Below are 3219 nucleotides of genomic sequence, written 5' to 3' on the forward strand. Positions count from 1 at the left end.
CCGTCCCAGCTCTCCACCATCCAGGTGAAGGCGGTCGTCCAGGCGGCATCGGTGTTGGGGGGCAGCTTGCCGGCCTTCAGGTCGGCGACGCTGACATCGGCCAGCTGCAGATGCGGCCGCTCGCCGGGGCGGGAGACCAGGCCCTCATCGGCGCCGACGGCTTCCAGCCGGTCCCACATCGGGGCATGCGCCTCGTCGTCGTCCCAGGACCAGCGCCCTTCCAGGGCGAGCACGAAATCGGCGGCGAGGCCGAACTGGTGCAGGCTGTCCCAGGCCTGGACGGGCGTCAGGATCCGCCCCGGCCGGGTGCGGCCCGAGGCGTACAGGTGGTTCTGCCGCCAGGGGCCGCGCAGGCCTTCGTAGATGCCGAAGGGGAGGCCCTCGGCGTTCAGCCGGGCCACCGTGCGCAGCGCGCGGTTGCGGAAGGCGGGGTGCAGCATCTTGGGGTCGCGGTTCACCCGCTCCACGTTCCGCCAGGGGAACATCTCCGTCACCTGCTGCGGCGGCTTGGCGCCGGCCACCTGGCGGCGGAGCAGGCCGGCGGGGGCGAAGCCGCGATTGCCCTGCGGCGCCTCCACCTCCAGCCAGGCCTGGCCGGCCGGGCCGATCAGCGTCAGCGTCTGGTCCACCGGCAGCGCCCGGATCGCCTTGTGGTCCGGGCCCGGCCCCTCGCGGAGCTCGGTCGCGGCGGCGACGCGGTACAGCACGGGATAGGGGGAGGGTGCCGTCATCGGTGATCCTGCGGAATCGCCCACCCGTCTGCGGGGAGGGTCGGGTGGAGGGCGCACGACCGGAAGCGGCCGCGCCGGCGCCCCTCTACCCCGGCCCGCTCACGGGTTCCAGACCGGCGGCGCGAAGGCGGTCCTGCACGTTCGAAATGATCACAAGACAGCGCAACGGCGCGTGCTCTAGCCTCGGCGCGACCGTGTTGGAGGCCGCGATGAGAAAGCAAAGGGACGACCAGACTCAGGCAGCGATGGCGCACCCGACGCGGCGCCGCCTGATCGTCCTTGTAGCCACGCTGCTCCCGGCGCCGCCCCTGCTTGCCCAGGGTGCCTTTCCGAACCGGCCGGTCCGCCTGATCGTGCCCTTCGCGCCTGGCGGCAATTCCGACACCATGGCCCGGCTGATCCAGCCGCGTCTCGCCGCGGCGCTCGGCCAGGCTGTGGTGGTGGAGAATCGCCCCGGCGCGGGCGGCGCGCTGGCGGCCGGGCAGGTCGCGGCAGCGCCGCCGGACGGGCACGCGCTGCTGTTCGAATCCGCCTCCTTCGTCGTTGCGCAATTCATCAACCGCAGCGTTCCCTTCGATTATGCGCGCGACTTCGCGCCGGTCGGGATGGTGGCGGAGGCCCCCTACGTCCTGGCCGCGTCGAGCGGCCTGAACGCGGCGGATCTGCAGGGCTATGTCGCGGCGGCGCGTGCGCGGGACGGGTTGACCTATGGCACGCCGGGCGTCGGCAGCGTCGGCCACCTTGCTGGCGTGCTGCTGGCGCAGCAGGCTCAGGTGAAGCTCGATCACGTTCCCTATCGCAGCGGCGCGGAGGCGGCGCGGGACCTGGCCGGCGGCACCATCGCCTCCGCCATCATCACCGTCGGTTCGATCAGGCCGGTGATCGAATCCGGGCGCGCCGTGGCGATCGCCGTCACCTCCGCGCGGCGGGGCGGCATCGATGGCGTGCCGACCATCGCCGAAGCCGGGTTTCCGCGCGTCGACCTTACAAGCTGGAACGCGATCTTCTGTCGCGCCGGCACGCCGGAGCCCGTGCGGCGGCAACTCGAAGCCGCGCTCGATTCCGCGACCCGCGACCCCGAACTCCGCGCACGTCTACAGGCGCTGGGCGCGGAGCCCGTGCCGGCTGCCGCCGATGCACTCGGCGAGCGCGTGCTGCGCGAGCGCCGGATGATCCAGGGCCTGGTCAGCGAGACAGGGATCAGCCTGAACTGAGGCTGCCCGGCTCCCACACCGGCGGCGGCTCGCTGCCGACCTGGGCGGTGATGCGGGTGTAATGCTCCGGCCGGCGGTGGCGTGCGAAGTTGAAGATCGTGCTCCGCCCCAGCTCGCACATGCCGAGGTCGCAATCGGCGATGATCACCTCGTCGTCCCAGGAGGTCGCCTGGGCCATGATCTCGCCCTGCGGGTTCACGATGATCGAATGGCCGAAGAGCTCGTGCCCGTCCTCGATGCCCGCCTTGGCCACGCCGACGCCGAAGCACGCATTCTGGTAGCAGCCGGCCTGGATCGAGAGATGGCTGTGGGCGACGCGCAGGTGATGCGCCTCGAAGCCGCGGTTCTCCATGTTCAGGCTGGGCGTGTTGTAGCCGAGCATGACGAGTTCGACCTGCTGCAGCCCGAGCACGCGCCAGGCCTCCGGCCAGCGGCGGTCGTTGCAGATCATCATCCCGATATTCACCGGACCGGCCGAGCCGACCGGCGCGCGCACAACGGGGAAGCCGAGGTCGCCCGGCTCGAAGTAGCGCTTCTCCAGGTGCTGCACCTTGCGCACGGGGTCGTATTCCGCGTGACCGGGCAGGTGGACCTTGCGGTATTTCAGCGCGATGCCGCCCGAGGGATGGACGTAGATCGCGGTGTTGTAGCGGTGCCCGTCCGGCGTCTTCTCGGCGTAGCCCAGGTGGAAGCCGACATTCAGCCGCTTCGCCGCGTCGAAGAGCGGCGCGGTGGCGTTGGACGGCATCGCGTGCTCGTACCAGGGGTCGGCCTCGGCCAGATCCTCGTGGTACCAGCGCGGGAAGAAGGTGGTGAGGGCGAGTTCGGGATAGACCACCACCTCGGCGCCGCGCCGCGCCGCCTTCTCCATCAGCGCGACCATGCGCGCGACGGCGATGTCGCGGCCCTCGGATTTCTGGATCGGGCCCATCTGGGCGGCGGCGACGACGAGACGGCGGGACATGCGGCACTCCTGGCAGGTGGGGCGGACGATCCAGGCCGGGGCCGGGCGGGTCAAGCCGGGCGCATCCGCCTGAGTCGGACAGGGTTCCGATAGTGCAAGGGGTTGCTGCTGCGCTGGCCGGTGGGTAGGTGGTCAGCCTTCCAAAGCGGGACGCATCGCCTTGCAGCTTCTTCCCCCGGCGGTGCGCGTGATCGCCGGCGCGATTGCCCTGGCGGCGGTCGCGCCGCCCGCCGGCGCGCCGCCCCCCCCCCCCCCGCGGGGCCCGAAGGGCCCCACCCCGGCGGACAGGTGGGGGGGCCGGGCCGGGGGG

3 protein-coding genes are annotated in these 3219 nt (G+C 72.0%); 1 reads left to right on the forward strand and 2 read right to left on the reverse strand.

Going from position 1 to position 3219, the window contains the following annotated elements:
* Positions 1-731, reverse strand: a 731-nt coding sequence (locus AC1MIR_RS01955) for a hypothetical protein (RefSeq protein WP_480026502.1), incomplete at its 3' end; no start/stop codon positions are given.
* Between the two features lie 209 nt (positions 732-940).
* On the opposite strand from AC1MIR_RS01955, the gene AC1MIR_RS01960 reads away from it, so the two are divergent.
* A complete protein-coding gene (locus AC1MIR_RS01960) occupies positions 941-1945 on the forward strand; it encodes a Bug family tripartite tricarboxylate transporter substrate binding protein (protein ID WP_480026503.1) in 1005 nt (334 codons plus the stop codon).
* On the opposite strand, the gene AC1MIR_RS01965 is transcribed toward AC1MIR_RS01960, so the two are convergent.
* Positions 1932-2909, reverse strand: coding sequence for an N-carbamoyl-D-amino-acid hydrolase (locus AC1MIR_RS01965; RefSeq protein WP_480026504.1), 978 nt, complete (start codon positions 2907-2909; stop codon positions 1932-1934). The two genes, AC1MIR_RS01960 and AC1MIR_RS01965, sit on opposite strands and share 14 nt — an antisense overlap.
* Between the last annotated feature and the right edge of the window lie 310 nt (positions 2910-3219).

This window comes from Falsiroseomonas sp. RANM36, assembly GCF_056682175.1.